Raw genomic sequence first — 17,985 nt, forward strand, 5'->3', positions numbered from 1 at the left:
TTGTATATGAGGTCCGAGGCTGAAAGAAAGAGAGTCGATGAGCTTGTCCGTAGTTTGCTAGTGTGGCGAGTTTCGTCAGTTGAAAATGAACTGTGCCATTTAGTGCGTCAGGTGTCAGAAAGTGACAAATTAAAAGTCGTCGAGGTATTGGGGGCGGCAAATGTTCGGCTAGCGGCCGCGGTAGCGCGCCGAACGCATTTAGCTCCTGTGCAGCAGGCGGCGTTGTTGTCTCGGCTGCTGGTCAATGGAGGCAGTAATGAGATTAAATACTATGTGTTAGGACTGTTTGTTTACCGTCTGCGGGCTAAAGTTATTTTAGGTATTCTCCATAAAAATAAAGAGAGTGCTCGCAGTCGAGTAAGTTTGGCTGCTTATTATGTGTTGTCTTCAAGGCGTTTTAATGTTGAGTATAAGAACGCACTTTCTGGATTGGCTCGTGATAAAGAAGGAGGCGTGGAGAACTCACGTTAGACGAAAGCGGAAGTAAGGTTAACAGCCGGGAGGTGCATTTTTATAGGCGTTGAAATGAGCGAGCGTAGGTTAACTTTTTAGCCCTCTGTCGCTAAAATGAAGAGGCCTGATTTTTTCCTATTATCTGCTCGTTCAACGTGCGCACCACTCCACTATTAAAACAAGGAAGTTCAATGGGCATCTCACTCCCCTTCTGGCTCATTATCACCGCCGTCACGGCTTACGTTGCAAGCACACGCGGGCGCTCAGGGCCCCGGTGGTTTGCAATCTCACTCTTCCTTCCCGGCGTCGCCTTGGTAGCCGTGTTGTTAATGCCCCGGTTGGCAAAGACCGGTGTTGACGCCTTGGTGCACCCGGACCTGCGCCCTTGCCCCGCCTGCAACCAACCGATCCAAGCGGCGGCATCTCGCTGTAAGCACTGCGGCGCCGACGTGGAGCCGATTGCCCTGAGAGATCGCAGCGGTTGGGTCGCACGCATGACCGCCGATACGGATGAGGCATTTGAACGCATGGCGGCACAGATGGCGCTCATCGATATACCGACCGTGCTTGATGAGCCGCCACACCTTTACGCAGGGCCGTTTGAGGAAAAGGCCGAGGCGCAAAACGTACTCAAATTCCTGAAGTCTGAACACGGTTTGGATGGGTTGGTGACGTGGCGGTCGGTGACCCGAGAACATGAGGTGCAGCCGTAAAAAATAGTAGCTGTGGGGAAATAAGTAGGCCTACGCATAAAGCGGGCGACGCTAAGGCCGCCCGGCTTTTACTCAGGATGGATCGGCATGGAGCCTGCGAACGATGACATCAAGCAAATCACACCCATCGCGCAGCGGAATAGCCAGCAATTGGGCGAAGTCTTGAAGCACCACAGCATCGCTGCTGAGCTGTTCTCGGAAGGCCAGGTTTTCCAGCAGTTGGGTGACGGCTCGAATCCGGTACACGGCGGCGTCGTGGAGGACGTCGAGGGGCGCACAGGTGTCGATGAGCAGAGCGGGGACGGTGCTGTCGTGGCCCGTAAGGGGCATGTATTGGTTCATTTTCAGTTCTCTGTTAGTGGATTAAGCCACCACTCATTCGTCGCCAAACGAAAGGGTGGCAGCTGTACGCAGGTTGGCGAACCGGCAACAGAGAAAACCGGCAGACCCGAAGGTCTCCCGCGCACAGCCGCCATAACATGCACAGCTTTGCGGGTGCAAAAACACCTGCATAGAAGCGGGTTGCTTTTGCACTCTGTTGTCAGGTCGCCAAACCTGATCGCCATTTGGGCGACGGGCCGGACTATAAGCCCCACGCCCAAACCCACGCAAGGCATCAAAGTACTGGCCCACGTTCATTGCCTCATGTCTTCAGCCCCATGGCCGACACACTGGCGATGATTAAACGCATCAAAGCACCCGCGTCGGTCAATCGCCGTCGCATCAACCCGCTCTACCGTTACACCACAAGGAAGAAGTACATGATCAAGCTGTTCTGCAAAGCTGCTGTTGTAATGTCCCTGGCCACGCTGTTTGGCTGCTCCTCGACACCGTCGGTAGAGAAAATGCAGGCGGACGTGGCGAACTACTCGCTGCCCAAGGCTGCTGTCGCCGACAAAGGCCTGGTGTACGTGGTACGCCCAAGCAACGTGGGGATGATGGTGCGGTTCAACGTGTTCCTGGATGACAAGGAAGCCGACTCGGAGATGGGTTACAACCGCGGCAACCAGTACATTTATTTCTTCGTGACGCCGGGCCAGCACGTGATCAGCTCCAAAGCTGAAAACTGGGCCGACATGCCGATCAACGTCAAGGCCGGTGAGGTGGTTTACCTCAAGCAGGAAGTCGAAATGGGCTTCGCCGTGGCGCGCAACAGCCTCAAAGTGCTGAGCGATGTGGAAGGCCGTTATCTGGTCAAGGATGCGTCCTTGGGCACCGTGGCAAAAGAAAGCAAGTGAGTTAAAAACGCTTGAGGCGGTCGGGCTCCAGGCTCGGCCGCTCACGTATTGCACCGACCCTGAGGCATTGCGCCGCGCGCTCAGGGGTATCACGCAGATCTCCAGTGGGTATCTGGTGAAAGAACTCAAATAAGCCCACACGTCAGTAACCTGCCGCGTAAAAAGCTCACGGAATGAATCCTGTCATCAAGGATGATCAATGAAATCCAGCAAGTTCTCCCTTCTCGCCTTCCTGATGTCCTGCCTGGTCGTCGGCTGGGGGTTGGTGTATGTCGGCCGCATCAAATGGGGCATTCGGGTTGCGGCGTTGCTGTATGTCGGCGTGGTGTTGCTGGGGGTCACCGGGTTGGCCGCCACGCCTGTCGGGCTCTACGTGCTCTTGGCGTTCATCATCCTCGTTAAGCTGGCCTCCGCGATTGCCTCCGCGGTGCTGGCCCGCCGTTACGACGGCCCACCGGGCGTGCCACGCAAGCGTTTCCATGTACTGTACGTCGGCGTGCTGATCGCGATCACCTTGCTGATATTTGACGCGTTTCGCGCGCCGCTACTGGGTTTCAAAAACTATTACATACCCTCGGGCTCGATGATTCCTACGCTGTCGATCGGTGATTACATCGTGTCCGACTTGCGCCCCGGCGCACCCAAGGCCGGCGATATCGTGGTGTATCGCTGGAACGGCACCGAGGCGGTCAAGCGTGTGGCTGGTGTCGGCGGCGACACGCTGGCGATCGTCAACGGCGAGCTGATCCGCAATGGCGAAAACCTGGGGTTGTTCCACGCCCCGGCCGAGCGGGTGAAGAAGGACTACTCCTTGACACTGGCGCCGTTTTTGGTCGAGCCGGGGCACGTGTACCTGCTGGGCGACAACCGCGATGTGAGCAATGACAGCCGCTTCATGGGCCAGGTGGCTGTTGAGGATGTGGTCGGCAAAGTCACCGGCATCTGGTTCTCGAATGAACCGGTGCGCATTGGTACGAGGTTCCCATGACGCGTGAGGTTTCAATGGCAGGTTTAGCGGTAATAGGGTGGCGGTTGGCGCAGGGAATTTGCCTGCTGCTGATGTTCGGCAGTGCCAGCGTCTCTATGGTGGCATGGGCCTACTTCGACAGCTCTACCTCCGGCGCTTTCGGCTCGGCGCTGGGTGTTTTCCTGATGGGCGCCATTGGGCTGCTGTTCGCGTTTGTATTTGAGCGCACGCGCACGCCTCGGGCCACGGCGCGCTACATGGTGACGCGTTTGGCGGTGGTGCTCATGCTGGCAGCGGGCGCGGCGTACCTGGTCGACTCGGTGTGGTTTGCACCTGAGCGCGACGCGCTCGACGAGAGCCTGGAGGGGGCGAGCTGTGGCGAGTACACCGGCACTATCGTGAAAGGTTGGGAGCAATTTTGCGCGGAGCAGCGCGAGCGTGAAGCGCGTTGAGCGCTGCTTTTACCGGCGGCTTCAACTTCATCATCAAGGACTGAACAATGACCGAAAACGTTTTCGCCACCCCTACTGCCAATCTTGACGTTGCCCCACAGGCCTCGCCTGAGTTTTATGTCATCGCCGAGCGAAAGCTGTTTATTTTGTCGGTCTTGAGCTTGGGCCTCTACATGTATTTCTGGTCGTTCAAGCACTGGAGCAATTACAAGAAGGCCACCCAGGCCGATATCTGGCCCTGGGCGCGCGGGCTGCTGTGTATTTTCTTTGTGCATAAGTTGTACCGGCGTGCCGACCATCAGATTCGCATCACGGGCCGCTCGTATATTTTTGATTTTGAGCAGTGGGCGACGATGCTGGTGGTGATCACGGTGGCGGCGCATATCGCCGACAGGCTGTCTGATCACATCGAAAGCACGGCAGCGGTTGCGGCCTGGCTGTTTATCTCGATCCCGCTGCGCGCTTACCTGATGCAAAAGGGCCAGGCGATGCTCAACTTTGCGGCCGGCGATGCCGACGGCTCGAGCAATGCCCGCTTCAATGTCTGGAACTACCTGATCATGGTGCCGGGTGCGGCGCTGTGGGCGTTGATGCTTTACGTCACGTTACGCTCGTTCTTTTGAAGGGAAATAAACACGGTATGGATACGAATAGCCCCGCCAAACGACCGACCATTTTGGCCAGCATCCGCCGTCGCCTGTTGGCGAGGGTCATCGACGGCGCAATCACGCTGCTGATCTTTTTCATCGTCAAGTTCAGCGCCGAGGCGCTGTCGGCGTTCGTGCCTGCCGTGACGGCCAAGGGCGGGTTCCTCGCAGCATTCTTCGCAGGCGCGGCTTACCTCTTGCTCGCAGACGCGCTGCCCAAGGGTCAGAGCCTGGGCAAGCGCTTGCTGAGCATCGCCGTGGTGGACCGTAAAACCCGCAAGGGCTGCAGCCTTTCACAGTCATTTACCCGCAATGCCGGGGTGCTGGTGATCATCGACTGGGTGTGGATTTTTCTCGAGTCCAGAACCCGTCTGGGGGACATGTTCGCCAAGACCATCGTGGTTCAAACCGGCAACCTGACCCAGGTTCGCAGCCTTGCCGATATTTATGACGACGGCAAAAGCGCCGGTGGCAATGCTCACTGACCCGGGTGCCAGCGCTGATGAAGCAACGGCGCCACGCGCTCTAACCGAGGAGATAAATAAAATTGCAGCCCTATAACCTCACCGAAGGCCAGTTGAACGCCCGCGCCGACTCAGCGTTGGTAGACAGCCTGAGCGTCGCGCTCCCGCCGAGCTACCTCGATTTCCTCAATACCCACAATGGCGGTGAAGGCTTTATCGGCGAGCACTACATTGTTTTCTGGCAAGCGCAGGAGCTGGCTGACTTCAATCGCGAGTACGAGGTCGAAACCTATGCCCCGGGCATTTTTCTATTTGGCTCCGATGGCGGTGTTGAAGGTTATGGCTTCGACACCGATGATGCGTTGATGCCGATTGTGCGCATCCCCTTGGTCGGCATGGAGCGCCAGTACGCCGAGCCGGTCGCGCGGGATGTGCCCGACCTGTTTATGCGGTTAGCCCGTTGAACCTGCCCGATACGCTACTGGCCTGCGCGCAAGGCACTATCAGCGTGCCTATCTGCACGCTGGAAGCCCCGGCGCTCTGGTACGTCTACCCACCTGCGCTCACGCCCATCTGGAGCGACGGCTCCGGCCCCACTTACATCGGCTACTGGCAACACTGGTTCGTGGACCGCGAGCCGTGCTTCGTAAAGCTGTATGTCGACTCCGGGTGCATGACCTATGAAATCGCCAGAACCCCCGCGCAGTTGTTTGCGGTGATCGCGATGATGGCGATGAGTGTGGATGACGGCATCACCCCGCAGCTTGAGCAGTTCGCCGACGCGGTGGGGCTCGATTGCCTGGCTGAGCTGGATGCGTTGTCGTTGAAAAGCGGCGACGATCCAAAAGGGTTTGCTGAGCTCGAGCTGTTCAGAACACTGACGCCACTCGACAGTGTGCCCGGCAGCGGTGTGGCTTATACCGGGGGTTTTCCTGACCCGTCGAATGCGTCCAGGGCTTGGTGGAACAGCAGTTGCTCCTTCGAAATCGTGCATCGGGACATGCTCACGCCACCCGGTGTGGAACTGCCCGCCTGGTTTGATCCGCAGCAGGATAAAAAGGCTCTGTTCGAAGGGTTCCTTGCCGCCGGGCGTCTTGATTGCGCCTGGTTGACGTTGAACTCCACGGGCTGGTCGATTGCGGATGCCAGGCGCGCGATTGTTCAGTTGCAGGTGAAGGCAGGTGATGAAGCGTTTGATCGCGTGGTCGCCGCGTGGCTGGCAATCGCCAGCATCGACGCTGGCGGCTATTGAGGGGTTTGAGCTGCCCGTCGATGAGGTTAGCAACCCTTGCTCATGTGTTTGCCTGGGTTGCCGATACATTGGTGGCTCGGAGCTATCACTTTAAAAGCCTAGGATTTATGGACAGCGCAGCTGCGTTAAAAAACCAGCTGCCATAGGGAGTACTCAATGCGTTTTGCTGCATGGATTTTGCTGGGTGTTGCGCTGTTACTTGCCGGCTGCAACACCACACCCTACGACCGGGCGACGGTGTATTACGACCGCGCGCAGTACCCTGCCGACCTGGTGAAAGACTTCCCAGGCATCACGGACCCCATTGTTCAACATGGCCGTTGTGCCGTGGTGATGACCACGCCCAACTCCAATACCGGCACCTATTATTTCTGCACCTTTGCGCTGACAGCCAATGACCTGTACGTGATGGGTTGGAACGGCAAGACCATGAAGTATGAGTCGCTGGCGAACGTGGAGTTGTCGGCCCTGAAGAAGATCTCGATCTGGTCGTTCTTCCGCGCGCGGCAGGTGCAGCTCACCGAAAGCCAGCGTCTGTTGGGCTTTAGCGTCACCATCGATGACGGTGGCTATGACGACGGAGCGGCGACCGAGCGGTTGTTTGAAACCCTGAAAGGCAAAGGCATCACCGTGGTGGAAAGCGAAGGCCAGATCAAGCCGCCGCCTGCGCCTGCGCCGATGTTTATTCCGATCATAATTCCCAAGTAGGCGTTAAACCGCCGCGTCAATCGGGGCATACACCTTCCTTTCTCACCGTAGGGATCAACAGCGTTATGAACGACTCAGTTTCGGCCTCCGCCGGCTACGACCTTGCCAGCCCAGGCAAGCGCCTTTTGGGCTACGTCATCGATATGGCCGTGGTGTTTTTCCTGCTGTTCTTGAAGGGTTTGCTGGACTACGTCGCGGTGTATTTTTCTTCAGCAGGCAGCGCCGTGGTATTTCACTACCTGCACTTCCTGCTGTTTTGGCTGGCGGTAGGTTACATGCTGTTCTGCGATGCCTTGCCCAATGGGCAAAGCCTGGGCAAACGCCTGTGCCGCACCTCTGTGGTGGGTTACCCGTACCCCACCAACTGCACCGTGTTCCAATCGTTTTTGCGCAATGTGCCCAAACTGCTGTTCAGCCTGTTGGATGGCCTTTTTGTGTTGTTCGGCATGCGCCGCCGCTTGGGTGACATGCTGGCGAAGACGATTGTTATCAACAGCCCGCCTGCTCGACGCACCGAAACCGCTTGAGTACGTTGGGCAACCCCGTAAAATGCCGCGGCACGAGCAACATGCCACCTTTCAGGGACGAATAAAGCAATGCGCGTTTTTGCCTTTCTCCTGGCCATCTGCCTGATGGCCGGCTGCGCCTCCAAGCCGGATTACTACATCTCCCCGGCGCCGGTCACCATTCCCAAGACCGCCACCTACTGGCTCGACACCTTCGACGTTGAGGTGGTGGGCAAGAACGAGCGCTTTATGCCGGATGCCAAGGTTCGCCAGCAATTGGGCGTTGACCTGGTCAATCGCCTGCTCCAGGCCAAGCGCTACGCCACCAGTAAAGACAAGGCCGACTACCTGCTCGACATTGACGTTATCTATACGCGGCGCATCCAAGACACCCAAGGTGGCTTCATGACCGCCATCGTCGACGACAACACGATCCTCGCCAGTGTCGACTTTAACTATTCGGTCAAGATCAAGAAGGCCGACGCCGAGATACTGCATTTCTCACAAGCTCGCCAGGGGCTGATGCCCGCAGGTTACAGGGGCGACTGGCAAAACATGAAAACCATGGCCGGTGTGCTGACCAACTCCGGCAACTCGAGCGTGGAGTCCTATTACACCGGATTGTTGAGCCGCTTCATCGTTGATGACTTACGCAACATCCCGTCTCGCTAGCGTTACCTGCTGCACCCGATTTCTCACTCTAGGAGCACCCTGTGAAAACACTGTCCAAAATCCTGCTGTCGGGCCTTACCGCCGCAGCGCTGCTGACCGTGGCCGGTTGTGCCACGGAGAGCAACCGCGCGATGCCGGTTGAGCAAGTCGCCAGCGCCAACATCGGCTATTCCGGCGTGCGCGTACCCATTGCCGTGGGCAAGTTCGATAACCGTTCGAGCTACATGCGCGGCATCTTCTCCGACGGCGTTGACCGCCTCGGTGGCCAAGCCAAGACCATCCTGATCACCCACCTGCAGCAGACCAACCGCTTCAGCGTGCTGGACCGCGACAACATGGGCGAAATATCCCAGGAAGCCGCGATCAAAGGCACCGTGCAAAAGCTTAAAGGTGCTGACTACGTGGTGACGGGTGACGTGACCGAGTTCGGCCGCAAAGAAACCGGCGACCGCCAGTTGTTCGGCATTCTCGGCCGTGGCAAAACCCAAGTGGCTTACGCCAAAGTCGCGTTGAACATCGTCAACATCAGCACCTCCGAAGTGGTGTATTCCACCCAGGGCGCTGGTGAATACGCCCTGTCTAACCGTGAAGTCATCGGCTTTGGCGGCACTGCAAGCTACGACTCCACCCTCAATGGCAAGGTCCTGGACCTGGCCATGCGCGAAGCTATCAACCGCCTCGTCGACGGCATCAATGCCGGCGCCTGGAACCCGCGCAACTGATCAGCAGCACCTCAAGGAGCAGTACACGGATGAGCAAGGCAGTTAAGTTGGCGCTGATGCTGACAGCAATCGCGACGGTCGCCGGGTGCCACACGGCGCCCCAACCCCTGTATCAATGGGAAAGCTACCAGCCGCAGGTTTACGAGTACTTCAAGGGCGAGCCCAAGGAAGCACAGGTAGAGGCGCTGGAACGCGACCTGCAAAAGATCAACGCCAGTGGCCGCAAGGCTCCGCCGGGTTACCACGCGCATCTGGGCATGCTGTACATGACCATGGGCAAGGATGACCAGATGGTGCAGGAGTTCCGCACCGAGAAGGCGCTGTTCCCCGAGTCTGCTTCCTACATGGACTTTCTGCTGAAAAACGCCAAGACCGGAGTCGCCACTAAATGAGCCTGTTAAAACTCACCGGCGCCTTGCTGGCCCTGGCTTTGCTCGGCGGTTGCGCAGCCCCCAAGACCATTGATTACACGGCATACAAACAGGCGCGGCCGAAGTCGATCCTGGTACTGCCGCCGATCAATGAGTCACCGGAAGTGCAGGCGTCCTACAGCATGGTGTCGCAGGTCACCTACCCGTTGGCCGAAGCTGGCTATTACGTGTTGCCGATTGCCCTGGTGGACGAAACCTTCCGCCAGAACGGCCTGACCACCGCCAACGATATCCAGGGCGTGCCACCGGCCAAACTGCATGACATTTTTGGTGCGGACGCGGCGCTGTACATCACCGTGAGTGAGTACGGCACCAAGTACATGCTGATCTCCAGCGACACCAGCGTGACGGCCTCGGCCAAACTGGTGGACCTGCGCACCGGCACCACCTTGTGGACCGGTTCGGCGCGGGCCTCCAGTGAGGAAGGCAACAACAACAGCGGCGGCCTGGTGGGCATGCTGATCACGGCGGCGGTCAAGCAAGTGATCAACAGCTCCACTGATGCGGCGCACCCGATTGCCGGTATCACCAGTGCGCGCCTGCTGTCGGCGGGGCAGCGCACCGGGATTCTGTACGGCCCACGTAACCCGAAGTACGGCACCGACTGATTTGCCTGTGCCTGCGTGAAAAGCGTTTGCTGGCCCTCACAGGCCAGCATCACGCATCGCCGTCAGTGCACAATGATGTCTTTGGGCCTGATCAGTTGCGTACTTTTCATCAGGAAGTCCGTGGTGCGGTTGCCGGTCAGGTCGATGGCGATGAAGTAGCGGCCGCTTTGCGGGTTGTAGGTCACTCGGGTATCGCCAATGCGCCCGGTAAACTCTTCGACGAGCGTGAGGCGCGTGTTGGCCTCCTTCTCCACCCCGCGAAGGTCAATACTGTCAGTGCCGGTGGTGAAATCCGTCAGTAACTGAGCATTGAAAAAGGTCGAATCGCGGGCGCTGTTGAAGACGAAACGCGGTTCTGACACTGGGTTACTCACGGGTGGCCGAGCGCGCGTCGTAGGCGCTGGGGGCAGGCTACGTGTTGTTACCCTGCCAGCTCTGTGGGGCACGAGGTCACTTGGCCTGACTTGCCCATGGGTCTTGATAAACAGGTCAGCTCTGCCATTGCCGTTGAGGTCGATGGACACGGAGCCCATGCCGCTTCTTTCATCGTAGGTGAGCAGCGCCTCACCCGCTTTGCCGCTCCAGGCATTCACAACGGACAGTGAGGACAGGCCCGCATTCCTCAGCGCCTGCGTCACGTCGATCTTGTCGCTGCCGCTGGTGAAATCCATGATCTCATCCGGGTTTTGCGGCGTGGAATCGCTGGCGTGGTTATACACAAAACTATCGGCACCGCCGCCGCCGCGTAATCGATCGGCGCCGCCGCCACCGGTGAGTCGGTTAATCTGGTCGTTACCGATCAGCGCATCATGGCCTGAACCCCCTATCGCATTTTCGATGCTGACGCCCCGGGCGATAGAGACATTGCCCCGGCCGTGGCCCACATCAGAGAACGAACCGGCCTTGAGGTTGATGACTTGGTTAGTGCCATAGCCCGAGACGTCCAGCGTGTCGTTGCCGGCGCCGTCCCAGATGCAAAAAGCAGCAGCGTCACGGTTGCTCCGCAGCGAGTAGTAGTCCCTTCCGGTGTTGGAGTTGAAACCGTAGGTGTTGTTTTCTCTGCGGGTTTGATAGTTGGCGCCATAGTTTTGTTGGATGGCACTGATGTCATCCATCATGGGGGCATTGGGTATGACGCCCATACGTTTGCCACTGTCTTCAGCAAGGAAGTAGCTCATGACGGTGTGGGCTTTAGAGTCCTGTGCATAAACACGGTCTGAATGGCTCCATTTGCCGCTGGCATCGTATTTCCCCGGGTGAGTCAGGCCGAGGGTGTGACCGATTTCGTGAGTCATCACATGGCGAGCCAGAAAGCCCGGATTGTAAGTGGTATCGCCGCTGTCGTGATAAGGGCCGGGATAAGCGCCCCGTGCGCCGGGTTCGTCAGAAAGTCGGAAGGTCAAGCGTCCTTCGGCTTGCCCGCCGTTTTCCGTGAAGGCCAGATTCGCCACATCGCCCCAGGATTGGATGGAGCGCCGGGCGTCTTGTTTTTGGTATTCGTCGAATCCGCCGGCCAAGAAGGAATAGGAAATTTCGGTCTTATTATTTTGGTTCCAATCCCTCCATTTATACGCGCCCCGTGTGAGCTGCTCTACAGCCCGCTGTTTATCAAAGGACTGCCTGTTGGCTCTGCTGATGTATGGGTCGTTTTCGCGCAGGGTGGCGTCATAATTACCCCCATTAGTATTACTGCTTGCGCCTGGTGCGTCCCAACGGCGATTCGCTTGAGCGTTTTGCTGTTGAGGCGCACGCACAAAACGGTGGGCGCGCGCAGGTTGAGTCAATGGCCGGTAGATCGTCCGAAAAGAGGCCGGGCGAGAAGTTCCTTGGGCCTGTTGGGCGGCATCCGGTTGGGGGGGAAAGAAAGGCGCTCTGAAATCTATTCTCAACGTGATAATTCCCAGTGTTTATTTGTTGTTCTCCCTACATAAAAAGTTCGCAAACTCCGTTGCGCTAAGCTCAAAGCTGGCAGCGTTAGAAGAAATTTCCAAAGACCAATATGTGACTGAGTAAATCTTTAGCGTCTGGTTTATAACGGCATGAAGTGACTAGATTTTTATACCCGTGCTGCTTGTTCTCAACGTTTAGGCTCGTCACAGCTAGGGGCGCAATAGGAGGCTGATTTGTCTTACGTGTTTGTGGCGATTTCCCAAAAAGGTGCAGGTCATTAACCCGAACCTATGAGGCCTCGCGTCTTACCTTGTGATCGCATTATTCATTCACGAGGTTAAGCCAATGTCCCGCCCTCTTTTGCACGTGCGTCCTGTCGCCCAGGGCTTCACCGTTACCTTGCTGGTTGCACTGGCCGGTTGTGGGTTGTCTTCTTCCCGTGATGTCGCCAAGCCTGAGCACGCTGCACCTGTCGCAGAACTGCAAAGCGAACCTGTGCAGGGTGCGCTGAGCAAACGTATGCCGATGCCTGCGCCGATGGCCATGCGCCTGATGAGTCAGGATTCGGCCGCGATGGCCTACCGCAGCGAGCCCCGCGAGCAATACGCAAACCTGCCGGACAACCCGGTGCATCGTGTTGCCGAAACCCCCGTCTCGACGTTCAGTGTCGATGTCGACACCGGCAGTTATGCCAACGTAAGACGCTTCCTCAACCAGGGCCGCCTACCGCCTGAAGGCGCTGTGCGACTGGAGGAAATGGTCAATTACTTCCCCTACGACTACGCCCGACCCACCGACGGCTCGCCCTTTGGCGTGACCACCGAAGTCGCCACCACGCCGTGGAACCCGCACACCCAACTGCTGCGCATCGGCATCAAGGCATCCGACCGCGCGGTGGCTGACCTGGCGCCGGCCAACTTGGTGTTCTTGGTGGATGTGTCCGGCTCCATGGACCGCCGCGAAGGTTTGCCGCTGGTCAAAAGCACGCTGAAATTGCTGGTGGACCAGCTCCGCGACCAAGACCGTGTGTCGCTGGTGGTCTATGCCGGTGAGTCTCGCGTAGTGCTCGAACCTACGTCCGGCCGCGACAAAACCAAGATCCGTAACGCCATCGACCAACTCACGGCGGGCGGCTCCACAGCGGGCGCGTCCGGCATCGAGCTGGCCTACCAGATGGCCCGCACAGGCTTTATCGACAAAGGCATCAACCGCATCCTGCTGGCCACCGACGGTGACTTCAATGTGGGCGTCAGCGACTTCGACAGCCTCAAGCAAATGGCCGCCGACCAGCGTAAAAGCGGCGTGTCCCTGACCACCCTGGGCTTCGGTGTGGATAACTACAACGAACACCTGATGGAACAACTGGCCGACGCAGGCGATGGCAATTACGCCTACATCGACAACCTGCGTGAAGCGCGAAAAGTGCTCGTGGATCAGCTCAGCTCAACCCTGGCCGTTGTTGCGCGGGATGTGAAATTGCAGGTGGAATTCAACCCCGCCAAGGTCAGCGAATACCGGCTGCTGGGCTATGAAAACCGCGCCTTGAAACGTGAGGAATTCAACAACGACAAAGTCGATGCCGGCGAGATCGGCGCAGGGCATACCGTGACCGCGCTGTACGAAATTGTGCCGAAGGGCCAGAAGGGCTGGCTGGAGCCTTTGCGCTACGCCGCTGCACCTGCGGCGCAAAACACCTCCACTGAGTTGGCGATGCTGCGCGTGCGCTACAAACCGGCGGCGGGCGGTGACAGCCAGCTGATTGAGCGGCCTATCAGCACCGAGTCGACCAAAGCCAGCGATGATCTGCGCTTCTCGGCGGCCGTTGCAGCCTTCGCCCAACAGCTCAAGGGCGATGGCCGCTACACTGGCAGCATGAGCCTGCAGGACACCGCCGCACTGGCCCGCTCAGCCCGAGGCGATGACCCGTTCGGCCTGCGCAACGAGTTCGTGCAATTGGTGGAGTTGGCGCAGAGCCTCAAACACTAATCATTGGGTCCAATGAAGATCTAATGTGGGAGCCGGGCTTGCCCGCGATAGCGGTGGGCCAGGCGACATCTGCGGTACTGACCGACCGCTATCGCGGGCAAGCCCGGCTCCCACAATTCAAGGGTTTCAACGTCTAGAAGGAGTTCGCCACCTACATGGCCGTTCCAGATGATTCACCCAGCGACGAAGCGCTGCTGGCCCGCTACCGAGCCGGTGACGGTGCCGCGTTCGAGCTTTTGTACGCGCGGCACCGCCAAGGCCTGTACCGGTTCCTGGTGTCCCTGAGCAACAAAGCCGAACTGGCCGAAGAGGTTTATCAGGAGACCTGGCTCAGCCTGATCCGCAGCAGCACCCAGCCCCAAGGCCGGGCGAGTTTTCGTACGTGGCTGTTCCAGATTGCCCGCAACCGCCTGATCGACCACTGGCGCAAGCACGGCGTGCACAACCCATTGCACGACAGCTACGATGAGCAACTGCACGCCCAGCCCGACGACAGCGCCGGCCCCGAGCAGCAACTGAGCCTGAGCCGCGACCAGGCGCGCCTCGACGCCGCGCTGCAAGACTTGCCCGAAGACCAGCGCGAAGTCTTCCTGCTGCGCCTGCACGGCGACCTTGAGGTGCCGCAAATCGCCGCCCTCACCCAAGCGCCGCTGGAAACCGTAAAAAGCCGCCTGCGTTACGCCCAGCAGAAACTGCGCCGCCTGCTGGCCGAGGAGATACCCGCATGACCGACTCCCGACACACCCAGGACCCGGACGACGTGTTACTCCAACACTTTCGTCAACACAGCACAGGCGAACCGCCTGCGTCCCTCGACGCCTTCATCCTCAACACCGCCCGCCGCGAAGCCCCGGCGCCACAGCCAAGCCTGTGGCAACGCTGGCTGCACGCCTGCCGCCAACCACGCTGGCAGATGGCATTCGCCACCGTCGCAGGCGTGGCACTGATGATCGGCGTGGTAATGCGCTCGCCAGTGCCACAACCCGAGTTATCCACCGCGACGTTCTCTGCGCCTCAGCAGGAAGCCGCACGCCCGGTGGTCCAAGCGTATTCGGCGCCTGCACCTGCGCCCATGGCCCGGATGGCCGCCGCACCGCCAGTTCAGGCTGAGGTCGCCGGCGCGTTGGCGGATGAGCCGGCGGCGAAACTCAGCAAGCGTGCGGCGGTTGCGCTGCCATCGTTGGAGCAGGGGCTGCAGGAGATTGTGAATCTGCGTCTGGCTGGGGAGAGCAGAGCGGCGGATGAGAAGCTGCTGGCGTTGCATAAGCGCTTTCCCAAGGAAGACTTGCCGGCGCGGTTGGAGGTGTTGCAGAGGCGTTAAATCGATGCCCACAAAAAAGCCCCAGGCCTTTCGACCTGGGGCTTTTTCATCTGTATCTGGTGCCCCGGCGTCGTTTGAACTGGGTTGGAAAGTGCCAGTATTTGCTGGGTTTTTTAGGTTTGGTATCGGTTAGGCATACACGTGGGCATACACAAGGCTAACTGCTAGAGCCAGAAAGTGCGGCTTCTGTGAGAATTCATTGGTCGCCTACAACGGTGCGGCAGGACAGAAGTGGCATTCTGCTGCTATACATCACGTCAGCATATTCCATGCCTCGGCAAATAAAAGGAGTTAACGATGAAGGTTCTTGCAGGGCTGGTTGGCGGCTTAATATTAGCCATTCTTCTTTCGATGGTCGTAGCCATCGCCGGAGCGGCTTCGCCAGGGGCTGGCGGTGCGACAGGCGCTATTGTGTTCTTCGTCGCATGGATCATTGCACTAGTTGTAGCGATTTATGCTCCCACTCCTGGCAAAGCATGGCGTCGACTTCTAGTGACCTCGGGCATCGCTGCATTCATGCTTCCCTTGTCCGGTATTATTTTCACCGGTAGCCATATCGCTACCAATGTCAGTGGCGCTCACTCAGGTGCAGAAACGGCGGGAGCAGCTATCGGTGGCACCTTGGTGAGTGGGTTTCTAGGGTTTGTTGGCTTCTTCCTCGGAGTGATCCTGCTCGTCATCGGCTTGTTGGTCGGTCGAGATAAGCAGATCGTCTACATTCAATCTCCACCAAATTCCTAAGCGCATTCACCTGGATAGCGACCCAAAGACTTTTCCCTCTACCTGGTATCGATCTTTCTTAGCGATACCCGTCGGAGTTTCGTGGCCGATAAGCGCTGGGGACCCTGGTGATTTACTAGCAGTACGGGGCATGAAACCCGCGAGATCGAGTTAGTGGGAGGTGGTGGAAGTTACTGAAATTTCAATCGTTAAAATTGAAAGGATCTTGAAGAAAAAGGACCATCGTTACAGCTTCGGTAAAGGTGGCTTTGTCCGTTGCTGATAGTGAACACCTGCATGGCGTCAACCAGGGTGATGGCTGTCAACCACGTCAACCTGTCAACCGACTTAAAAAATCCAGCCGCTAACACGGACGCGCGGGTTCTATGCCCCGTGTCTATCCGGAATGCCCAGGGTCCCCAGCGGCTTTCCGACTCATAGGGCAAATGCACTGGTGAACAGCAGTTCACCCGGTTCACCTGTTCACTAAGCTGGGCACCTTTCCGCTGACACGATCACGCGGGTTTCCTACCCCGTGCCAAACCAACCTGCTTAGGGTCCCTGTTGTTAACCAAAGCCAAGAGTATGTTCGATCTCTTTTCGCTGGAGGAGCAATACGAATGGGGCTTGGGGGATACCCTAATAAAACCGTGTTACGAGTGTTACGCGTGTTACAAAAATATATAAGTATATGATTTTAAATGATTTATATGGTGTTACACAGCTGTGTTTGGTTTGCCGATAGACGTGTTACATGGCGAATAGGTGTTACGTCAATTATGTTCTGCGAGGAGCCGTTTGCGATGATGGAGGCGACTGTCATCGGACTAGAGCCTTTCGCTCAGAAGGGCCGCTACCTAACATTAGCCGCCGGTCGAGAAGGGCTGAAATCGACCCATAGCTGCTAGCGGGGAACGCGAGGAAGGTCAACGCGGCGCATTCGGTGAAGCTCGCTGGTAAGGACTTTGCCACCAACCACGACGTGCGAAGGAGACAATTTAGCCTGCGTACTTTCGCTGGGCGCTTGAGGGCAGAGAGTGATGATGATCACAGGTAAAGTCGAGATCGGGGCTCAACCAACCTGCCTTGACTACCGGCGAGGCGGTCATCGGCGCCTCTACCTCCCAGTCTCTACCTGCGATCGGACTTTATCCTAGCAACTTGTGACCAATATTGGCCTTGGGACCGCGATCGTGTGGAGTTCAAGGCCAGTTTCGACGAATCCGGCCGTTGTGAATACAGGCAGGTTTAGCGGAAATTGAAGAACTCTGGGTATGCTAGGTTGAGGTACGACTTGCAAAAGCCGGTAATGAAGGCATGCCCTTCCTCGAGCGTCATCTGCTCTACGGTATTGTCTTTGCCTTTCGGCATCAACCCATGGCGAGCGTCGTAGCCGACAACGTCGAAGTTGTTAGCATTGTTTGTGAAGCGTGACTTGGCTGTCTTCGCTACGGGAACACTGAAGCCCTTCTGCCTGGCTAGGGTCTCCATGGTTTCCATGATCTTGTAGTAGGTCGACCAGCTCCCCGTCCCGGAGAAGTACTTGAGCATCATGTAGATGTCTTCCTTTTCGGTCGCGAGGATCACGAGAACAAGGCGCGGCGAAACCAATGAGGCATCTGCAAGATGCTTCCGCCACTTACGGTGTGACATCCGTGGGGGGCGTCCGATGGGCCTCAACACGTTAGCCTTCGGCCGGAGAGAAATCGGGCTGTCCCGGTAGCGGATTGTCCGAACAGATTGTTTCCACGCGTCGAGGCTGAAAAACTCGGTTGTGCTGTTAAATATCCCCAAGAGCTCGTACGTCAACTGCCAGATAACTTCCTCATCCCGCAGGCCCTCGAAATACAGCGTGTTGAAGTAGTAACGGTCGTTCGGGCAGTCATGCCAGTCATCGACCCCGCCCCAGATGCGGAAATAGTCTGACGTGCTTCCTGCATGAGCGAATGCCTCGAGATCCTTGTGATCGCCTGTCAGTTCCACTGACCAGTCCGCCTGATTGTAGGGGGCCTCAAAGCCTGCCTTGTAATCGCTATAGCCTGCAGTTCCTTCCTCAAACGAGCGTTGATCGCTAAAGGTCTCTCCAAGAGATGCCTGGTACTGGCCGCCCCGAAAAATGCGATCGGCCAACTCCAGGGCTTCAGATACAGGCATGCGGACCCCGTCACGCTCGACCCACTGTTCTTGGTCGCTGACTGTAGGAGTGTCGGTTTGGGGTTGAGTAATCATGTCACC

22 protein-coding genes are annotated in these 17,985 nt (G+C 57.8%); 19 read left to right on the forward strand and 3 right to left on the reverse strand.

What is annotated here, in order from left to right:
* Nucleotides 1-6: 6 nt before the first annotated feature.
* Nucleotides 7-471 (forward strand): hypothetical protein, encoded by a 465-nt coding sequence (locus KZH41_RS02000; protein WP_141240579.1) that lies wholly within the window; start codon nt 7-9, stop codon nt 469-471.
* A 173-nt stretch (nt 472-644) separates the two neighbouring features.
* A complete protein-coding gene (locus KZH41_RS02005) occupies nt 645-1,166 on the forward strand; it encodes a hypothetical protein (RefSeq protein ID WP_094952046.1) in 522 nt (173 codons plus the stop codon).
* A gap of 72 nt (nt 1,167-1,238) precedes the next feature.
* On the opposite strand, the gene KZH41_RS02010 is transcribed toward KZH41_RS02005, so the two are convergent.
* On the reverse strand, nt 1,239-1,496 hold the full coding sequence (locus tag KZH41_RS02010) for a hypothetical protein (protein ID WP_094952063.1): 258 nt from the start codon (nt 1,494-1,496) through the stop codon (nt 1,239-1,241).
* Between the two features lie 515 nt (nt 1,497-2,011).
* Between KZH41_RS02010 and KZH41_RS02015 the strand changes: the two genes are divergently transcribed.
* The 13 genes from KZH41_RS02015 (at nt 2,012) to KZH41_RS02075 (ending at nt 9,833) form a co-directional block, all read left to right on the forward strand.
* Nucleotides 2,012-2,404 (forward strand): DUF2846 domain-containing protein, encoded by a 393-nt coding sequence (locus KZH41_RS02015; protein ID WP_169876735.1) that lies wholly within the window; start codon nt 2,012-2,014, stop codon nt 2,402-2,404.
* A 199-nt stretch (nt 2,405-2,603) separates the two neighbouring features.
* Nucleotides 2,604-3,392: a signal peptidase I gene (gene lepB / locus KZH41_RS02020; protein WP_083355850.1), complete on the forward strand. Its 789-nt coding sequence runs from the start codon at nt 2,604-2,606 to the stop codon at nt 3,390-3,392.
* Nucleotides 3,389-3,823 carry a hypothetical protein gene (locus tag KZH41_RS02025; RefSeq protein WP_263274278.1) on the forward strand — a complete coding sequence of 145 codons (435 nt, stop codon included), beginning with the start codon at nt 3,389-3,391 and terminating at the stop codon, nt 3,821-3,823. Before lepB ends, KZH41_RS02025 begins: the two co-directional genes overlap by 4 nt.
* Nucleotides 3,824-3,870: 47 nt before the next feature.
* Nucleotides 3,871-4,446: a hypothetical protein gene (locus KZH41_RS02030; RefSeq protein ID WP_242153783.1), complete on the forward strand. Its 576-nt coding sequence runs from the start codon at nt 3,871-3,873 to the stop codon at nt 4,444-4,446.
* A gap of 17 nt (nt 4,447-4,463) precedes the next feature.
* Complete coding sequence (locus KZH41_RS02035) at nt 4,464-4,955, forward strand: RDD family protein (protein ID WP_242153785.1); 492 nt, start codon at nt 4,464-4,466, stop codon at nt 4,953-4,955.
* Between the two features lie 62 nt (nt 4,956-5,017).
* The gene (locus KZH41_RS02040) at nt 5,018-5,398 is read left to right on the forward strand and encodes an SMI1/KNR4 family protein (RefSeq protein WP_242153787.1); all 381 of its coding nucleotides are present in this window, start codon (nt 5,018-5,020) and stop codon (nt 5,396-5,398) included.
* Entirely contained in the window at nt 5,395-6,186 is a 792-nt protein-coding gene (locus tag KZH41_RS02045; RefSeq protein WP_242153789.1) for a hypothetical protein, read from the forward strand. The genes KZH41_RS02040 and KZH41_RS02045 overlap by 4 nt, the downstream gene beginning before the upstream one ends.
* A 156-nt stretch (nt 6,187-6,342) precedes the next feature.
* A complete protein-coding gene (locus KZH41_RS02050; protein WP_242153790.1) occupies nt 6,343-6,894 on the forward strand; it encodes a hypothetical protein in 552 nt (183 codons plus the stop codon).
* 65 nt (nt 6,895-6,959) lie between these two features.
* Nucleotides 6,960-7,421: an RDD family protein gene (locus KZH41_RS02055; protein WP_242153792.1), complete on the forward strand. Its 462-nt coding sequence runs from the start codon at nt 6,960-6,962 to the stop codon at nt 7,419-7,421.
* 69 nt (nt 7,422-7,490) lie between these two features.
* A complete protein-coding gene (locus KZH41_RS02060) occupies nt 7,491-8,072 on the forward strand; it encodes a hypothetical protein (RefSeq protein ID WP_242153794.1) in 582 nt (193 codons plus the stop codon).
* A 41-nt stretch (nt 8,073-8,113) separates the two neighbouring features.
* Nucleotides 8,114-8,794, forward strand: a complete 681-nt coding sequence (locus KZH41_RS02065) for a CsgG/HfaB family protein (protein ID WP_242153796.1) — start codon at nt 8,114-8,116, stop codon at nt 8,792-8,794.
* Nucleotides 8,795-8,823: 29 nt separating this feature from the next.
* Entirely contained in the window at nt 8,824-9,186 is a 363-nt protein-coding gene (locus KZH41_RS02070) for a DUF4810 domain-containing protein (RefSeq protein WP_110622924.1), read from the forward strand.
* The gene (locus KZH41_RS02075; protein ID WP_242153798.1) at nt 9,183-9,833 is read left to right on the forward strand and encodes a DUF799 domain-containing protein; all 651 of its coding nucleotides are present in this window, start codon (nt 9,183-9,185) and stop codon (nt 9,831-9,833) included. Before KZH41_RS02070 ends, KZH41_RS02075 begins: the two co-directional genes overlap by 4 nt.
* Before the next feature lie 62 nt (nt 9,834-9,895).
* Here KZH41_RS02075 and KZH41_RS02080 read toward each other — a convergent pair whose 3' ends face one another.
* A complete protein-coding gene (locus KZH41_RS02080) occupies nt 9,896-11,617 on the reverse strand; it encodes a M10 family metallopeptidase C-terminal domain-containing protein (RefSeq protein ID WP_263274279.1) in 1,722 nt (573 codons plus the stop codon).
* Nucleotides 11,618-12,068: 451 nt separating this feature from the next.
* Here KZH41_RS02080 and KZH41_RS02085 point away from each other — a divergent pair, with 451 nt between their 5' ends.
* The 4 genes from KZH41_RS02085 to KZH41_RS02100 all read left to right on the forward strand — a co-directional run bounded on the left by KZH41_RS02085 (nt 12,069) and on the right by KZH41_RS02100 (nt 15,771).
* Nucleotides 12,069-13,709, forward strand: coding sequence for a vWA domain-containing protein (locus KZH41_RS02085; protein ID WP_263274280.1), 1,641 nt, complete (start codon nt 12,069-12,071; stop codon nt 13,707-13,709).
* A gap of 155 nt (nt 13,710-13,864) precedes the next feature.
* On the forward strand, nt 13,865-14,437 hold the full coding sequence (locus KZH41_RS02090; RefSeq protein ID WP_263274281.1) for an RNA polymerase sigma factor: 573 nt from the start codon (nt 13,865-13,867) through the stop codon (nt 14,435-14,437).
* Complete coding sequence (locus KZH41_RS02095; protein ID WP_263274282.1) at nt 14,434-15,030, forward strand: hypothetical protein; 597 nt, start codon at nt 14,434-14,436, stop codon at nt 15,028-15,030. The genes KZH41_RS02090 and KZH41_RS02095 overlap by 4 nt, the downstream gene beginning before the upstream one ends.
* Before the next feature lie 297 nt (nt 15,031-15,327).
* Nucleotides 15,328-15,771 (forward strand): hypothetical protein, encoded by a 444-nt coding sequence (locus KZH41_RS02100; protein ID WP_065896187.1) that lies wholly within the window; start codon nt 15,328-15,330, stop codon nt 15,769-15,771.
* A gap of 1,227 nt (nt 15,772-16,998) precedes the next feature.
* On the opposite strand, the gene KZH41_RS02105 is transcribed toward KZH41_RS02100, so the two are convergent.
* Nucleotides 16,999-17,979: a hypothetical protein gene (locus KZH41_RS02105; RefSeq protein ID WP_263274283.1), complete on the reverse strand. Its 981-nt coding sequence runs from the start codon at nt 17,977-17,979 to the stop codon at nt 16,999-17,001.
* Nucleotides 17,980-17,985: the final 6 nt, after the last annotated feature.

This window comes from Pseudomonas sp. YeP6b, assembly GCF_025642995.1.
GTDB lineage: Bacteria > Pseudomonadota > Gammaproteobacteria > Pseudomonadales > Pseudomonadaceae > Aquipseudomonas.

What these genes read in the sequence shown, in the direction of transcription:
- KZH41_RS02000 (WP_141240579.1), top strand. Translation starts at nt 7, where the DNA reads ATGAGGTCCGAGGCTGAAAGAAAGAGAGTCGATGAGCTTGTCCGTAGT.
- KZH41_RS02005 (WP_094952046.1), top strand. Translation starts at nt 645, where the DNA reads ATGGGCATCTCACTCCCCTTCTGGCTCATTATCACCGCCGTCACGGCT.
- KZH41_RS02010 (WP_094952063.1), bottom strand. Translation starts at nt 1,496, where the DNA reads ATGCCCCTTACGGGCCACGACAGCACCGTCCCCGCTCTGCTCATCGAC.
- KZH41_RS02015 (WP_169876735.1), top strand. Translation starts at nt 2,012, where the DNA reads ATGCAGGCGGACGTGGCGAACTACTCGCTGCCCAAGGCTGCTGTCGCC.
- lepB (WP_083355850.1), top strand. Translation starts at nt 2,604, where the DNA reads ATGAAATCCAGCAAGTTCTCCCTTCTCGCCTTCCTGATGTCCTGCCTG.
- KZH41_RS02025 (WP_263274278.1), top strand. Translation starts at nt 3,389, where the DNA reads ATGACGCGTGAGGTTTCAATGGCAGGTTTAGCGGTAATAGGGTGGCGG.
- KZH41_RS02030 (WP_242153783.1), top strand. Translation starts at nt 3,871, where the DNA reads ATGACCGAAAACGTTTTCGCCACCCCTACTGCCAATCTTGACGTTGCC.
- KZH41_RS02035 (WP_242153785.1), top strand. Translation starts at nt 4,464, where the DNA reads ATGGATACGAATAGCCCCGCCAAACGACCGACCATTTTGGCCAGCATC.
- KZH41_RS02050 (WP_242153790.1), top strand. Translation starts at nt 6,343, where the DNA reads ATGCGTTTTGCTGCATGGATTTTGCTGGGTGTTGCGCTGTTACTTGCC.
- KZH41_RS02055 (WP_242153792.1), top strand. Translation starts at nt 6,960, where the DNA reads ATGAACGACTCAGTTTCGGCCTCCGCCGGCTACGACCTTGCCAGCCCA.
- KZH41_RS02060 (WP_242153794.1), top strand. Translation starts at nt 7,491, where the DNA reads ATGCGCGTTTTTGCCTTTCTCCTGGCCATCTGCCTGATGGCCGGCTGC.
- KZH41_RS02070 (WP_110622924.1), top strand. Translation starts at nt 8,824, where the DNA reads ATGAGCAAGGCAGTTAAGTTGGCGCTGATGCTGACAGCAATCGCGACG.
- KZH41_RS02075 (WP_242153798.1), top strand. Translation starts at nt 9,183, where the DNA reads ATGAGCCTGTTAAAACTCACCGGCGCCTTGCTGGCCCTGGCTTTGCTC.
- KZH41_RS02085 (WP_263274280.1), top strand. Translation starts at nt 12,069, where the DNA reads ATGTCCCGCCCTCTTTTGCACGTGCGTCCTGTCGCCCAGGGCTTCACC.
- KZH41_RS02090 (WP_263274281.1), top strand. Translation starts at nt 13,865, where the DNA reads ATGGCCGTTCCAGATGATTCACCCAGCGACGAAGCGCTGCTGGCCCGC.
- KZH41_RS02095 (WP_263274282.1), top strand. Translation starts at nt 14,434, where the DNA reads ATGACCGACTCCCGACACACCCAGGACCCGGACGACGTGTTACTCCAA.
- KZH41_RS02100 (WP_065896187.1), top strand. Translation starts at nt 15,328, where the DNA reads ATGAAGGTTCTTGCAGGGCTGGTTGGCGGCTTAATATTAGCCATTCTT.
- KZH41_RS02105 (WP_263274283.1), bottom strand. Translation starts at nt 17,979, where the DNA reads ATGATTACTCAACCCCAAACCGACACTCCTACAGTCAGCGACCAAGAA.